Source organism: Bradyrhizobium sp. 35, assembly GCF_023073215.1.
In the GTDB taxonomy this organism is placed as follows: domain Bacteria; phylum Pseudomonadota; class Alphaproteobacteria; order Rhizobiales; family Xanthobacteraceae; genus Bradyrhizobium; species Bradyrhizobium canariense_D.
Map to the genome: position 1 here is coordinate 1 of NZ_JADPJC010000040.1, position 3,650 is coordinate 3,650.

Genomic DNA, 3,650 nt, shown 5'->3' on the forward strand with positions numbered 1-3,650 from the left:
CGGGCGAAAACCATCGAGGCTCGCGGCGGAGACGTTGTCCAGCCGCATCAAGAAGCCGGATATACGTCAGCAGTTGTGGCCGTCGATCCTGATCAAGCCGGTCGTTGCAATCGGGCGGGGTCCATATACGTCCACATATGAGCCGAGCCGCTTTGCGTCTCGGCCATCCGGCTTCGATCCCTCGCGCAAACTCTGTGGAGCTCCTCGCCGGGGGCACTCGTGAAAGGGGCTCGCCTTCGGCGATCGCTAGCACTGCCCCGTTCCCGGGTGCCGCTGTTAACCGGTCTTCTCTAACCGGGGTTGAGACGTCAAGTACCAAATCTGGTCCAATTACCGCATTGCCGTTGTGCTTTATGAATCTGCCGTGGTGTCAAGCTATCCGGCGATCGCGCTTCTCTTCGAGGTCGGAATCCCCGCCTCATGATGATGTTCGTGAAGAAGTGGCGGGACCATCTCGGGGACGCAGTCGCGGAGCAATGTGCTCGCGCTGCAGACCGGTTAGCACCCTCGCCATTCCTCGTCCTGCCGGAGTCCTTGACAGCCTCTCGGCCGTGTTCTGCTGATCAGTGCAATTGGGTGTCAGGCTGCCGCTGCGGCCTCTGATCTCTCCCACCGGAAGTCGCTGCCGTCGCACCACATACGGTGCAAGATGACGGATATCTTGCGAGCCACCGCGACCAGCGCATTTTTCATGGAACTGCGCTTGGCGATGCGGATGCCCCATGCCTTTAGCGAACACCACCGTCTGGTGTTGACCATCAATGAGTGAGCGGCTTCAAAGAGGTGTTCTCGAGCAAAGGCATCGCCGCATCGGGTGATACGCCCGTTGTAATCGACCTCTCCCGACGCGTATTTGCCTGGGGTCAGTCCAAGATGGACGCCAACATGCCGTGATTTACGGAAGCGGCTTGGATCATCGGTGGTCGTCTTGAAAGCCAATGCTGTCAGGGGGCCAACGCCAGGAACGGTCATGAACCGGCGGCAAACAGCATCGCTGCGAACCAGGCGCCCAATCAGGCGCGTCAACACGTGTGCTTGTTCGCCGAGTATGCGCCGAGCTTCGAGCAATGGAACGACGAGGGCCTGTAAATCTCCATCATCCACGATCAACTCGCGTACACGCTCTTCAAAGCGGCTTTGGCCGATAAGGCCCACTTTGAATCCGAAGGTTCGAAGTGCCGCCCAAATATGATTGTTGAGGTCACGTTGCTTGTCGAGCAGGCACCGGCGACTGCCCATCAAAGCTCGTAGCTTCTGGCTGTCTTCAGATTTGATGTGAACCGCCTTAAACCACCCTGTTCGCATCATTTGCGCAAGCGCACGAGCATCGTTGCGATCCGTCTTGACAGTTGAGCTTGCATCACGCTCTTTGCGTGCCGGGTCTCAACACAAATGACGGGTAATCCGCCTTCCGAAAGCCCCTTGTGCAGCCAGGAGGAACATTGGCCGGCTTCAAGCCCAACGCGCTGCAAAGCGAGGCTGGTATTTCTTAGCCAGGAAATTAGCGCCTCGGGTTCGGTATCCGTCACTCCTTCCCGGACGATAGTTCCATCTCGATCAACGATGCAGATCGCGGTGCGCTTCAAAGACACGTCGAGTCCAGCGAAGTAATTCATCAGGATCTCCAGCCCATCTTGTTGGGCGAATCGATCTACGTATTATGCGCCCGAGAGGTCGGTCCCCGGTTACTTCATCTCGTCGCTGCGCTCGGTCCGCGTGCCCCTTCGGGTCGCTATGCTCACGCTCTCCGGGTGCCATTTCCCGTGAGGCGATGCGCCCTTGGCGCACGCCCGGTCGGGCCTCCGGCCCCAGGCATCTCAGTATCTACTCCTATGAAAACTTGGGACGGAAGGCGGACCGGGGTCGCTGATGTCGCATTCTGAATCAGAGACTGAGAGTAAGAGTTCGCGCGGTTTTGCCGTGACGGGTTACAGGCTGCGAGAGAGGCTCGCGGTGCCCGTCGCGGAGATCTGCGATGTCCAGACATTATCTTCGGGCGAGCACCGGTGAGGACCGGACGAGCCTTTATGACGACATTACCAACAAGATCATCACCGAACTGGAGGCGGGCCGCGTACCGTGGGTGCAGCCTTGGGGCTCGGCGGCGGCGAAGCCGCCTTTGGCCTTACCGAAGAGTGCCGCGACCGGCCGTCAATATAGCGGCATCAACATTCTAATCCTCTGGGGGGCCGCCACTGAGCGGGCATTCACCAGTCAGAGCTGGCTTACATTCCGCCAAGCGCTGGCGCTCGGTGGCCATGCCCGCAAGGGCGAGCGCGGCGCGACCGTCGTCTATGCCAACCGCTTTGTGTCAGCCGACGAAAAGCGCCGCGCGAGCGAGAACGGTGAGGAAGCGCAGGCCATTGCGTTCCTCATGCGCTTCACAGTCCACAGCCCAAGTCACAGAAGCGGTGTACGATTCTCCTACCGGGCGAGCTCGCCTTATCCCCCAGGGAGCGAGGCTGATCGGGAGCTACGATAGCCAGGTCGCATTGGGACAGTCGCGCGTGCTCCTGGTGTGGACGCGCCTTATCGTGCCGAATGGCAGGTCGATCGTTTTGGAACGGCAGCCCGGCGCAGATGCGCAGGCTACGCTGGTCTTGCGGACGAAGTCGACCATCATTGGAAGGAATTGTTGGGGGCCGCCGCTCTTTTCGACGCTGCTTTCCATCGGCACGGAGGTGAATTCCGGAGCCGATAGCAGCAATACCAACAGCGATCTCATTGCCGCGCTCCGCCGTGGAGCTGGGGATTCGATCAATCAAACGGGCCAGCAGTTAGTCCGCCGCAATCTCAATATTCAGCCAACTTTGACGATTCGTCCGGGATTTCCGGTGCGGGTGATCATCAACCGTGACCTGGTGCTCGAACCGTATAGGGGGTGAGGACGATGGCCAAGCTTAAGCTCGGCGCAATCCACGACGACAAGCCGATCAACATTACGCATGAACTGCCCGCGAGCGTGCACAGGGATCTCGTGGCATATGCCGAGATCCTTGCACACGAGACCCAGCAGCCGATCGGAGATCCAGCCAAACTTATCGCGCCCATGCTGGCCCGGTTCATGGCAGCTGACCGGAGCTTCCGGAAGGCGCGCCGCGCAGGTCAGCGACCAGCAGAAGGCCAGGGGTAGCGTTGAGAGAGCAACTTCAGGAATTCGTGCAGGGCGGGGTTTTCATTGTCGCCGCGCCAATAGGCAGAAAACTCGAATCGGCTCGCACCCGCGCCATCGCGCAGCTCCCTGTAAACAAGACCCGAAACATTTGCGCCTATATCGGACTCGAGTACGAGGCTTAGGGTCTGTACCTAATTAGCGAGTTCTGATTCCCTGGTGCCAAGTTGATTCGGCACGGGGGACTTCGATGCGCAAAGGACTGTTCTGGCTCAACGACAAGCAGTGGGCTCAGATAGAGCCGCATCTGCCAACGAACCAGACCGGCCCGGCGCGCGAAGACGATCGACGCATTATCAGCGGTATCATTCACATGCTCCAGTGCGGCGCACGCTGGCGCGATTGCCCGTCCGACTATGCCCCTTACACGACGATCTATAATCGGTTCAATCGCTGGGCTAAGCGCGGACATTGGCAGGCGATCTTTGAAGCGCTCGCCCGCTGCGGCAAGGACCGAGTGGCTTTGTCGATCGCCGAC

General features: G+C 59.5%; 3 protein-coding genes and 2 pseudogenes. 4 read left to right on the top strand and 1 reads right to left on the bottom strand.

Annotation, left to right across the window (positions count from 1 at the left end; all coding sequences use genetic code 11):
- Positions 1–579 precede the first annotated feature (579 nt).
- A pseudogene (locus IVB36_RS06415) lies at positions 580–1,616 on the bottom strand (IS110 family transposase).
- Between the two features lie 359 nt (positions 1,617–1,975).
- Between IVB36_RS06415 and IVB36_RS06420 the strand changes: the two are divergent.
- From IVB36_RS06420 to IVB36_RS06440, 4 genes and pseudogenes are all read left to right on the top strand, one after another.
- A pseudogene (locus tag IVB36_RS06420) lies at positions 1,976–2,395 on the top strand (ArdC-like ssDNA-binding domain-containing protein); the annotation flags it as partial.
- Complete coding sequence (locus IVB36_RS06425; RefSeq protein ID WP_247390988.1) at positions 2,295–2,885, top strand: TrbI/VirB10 family protein; 591 nt, start codon at positions 2,295–2,297, stop codon at positions 2,883–2,885. The pseudogene IVB36_RS06420 and the gene IVB36_RS06425, both read left to right, overlap by 101 nt.
- A 5-nt stretch (positions 2,886–2,890) precedes the next feature.
- On the top strand, positions 2,891–3,133 hold the full coding sequence (locus IVB36_RS06430) for a DUF2274 domain-containing protein (RefSeq protein WP_247390990.1): 243 nt from the start codon (positions 2,891–2,893) through the stop codon (positions 3,131–3,133).
- A gap of 229 nt (positions 3,134–3,362) precedes the next feature.
- On the top strand, positions 3,363–3,650 hold a 288-nt coding region (locus IVB36_RS06440), incomplete at its 3' end, for a transposase (protein ID WP_247390991.1).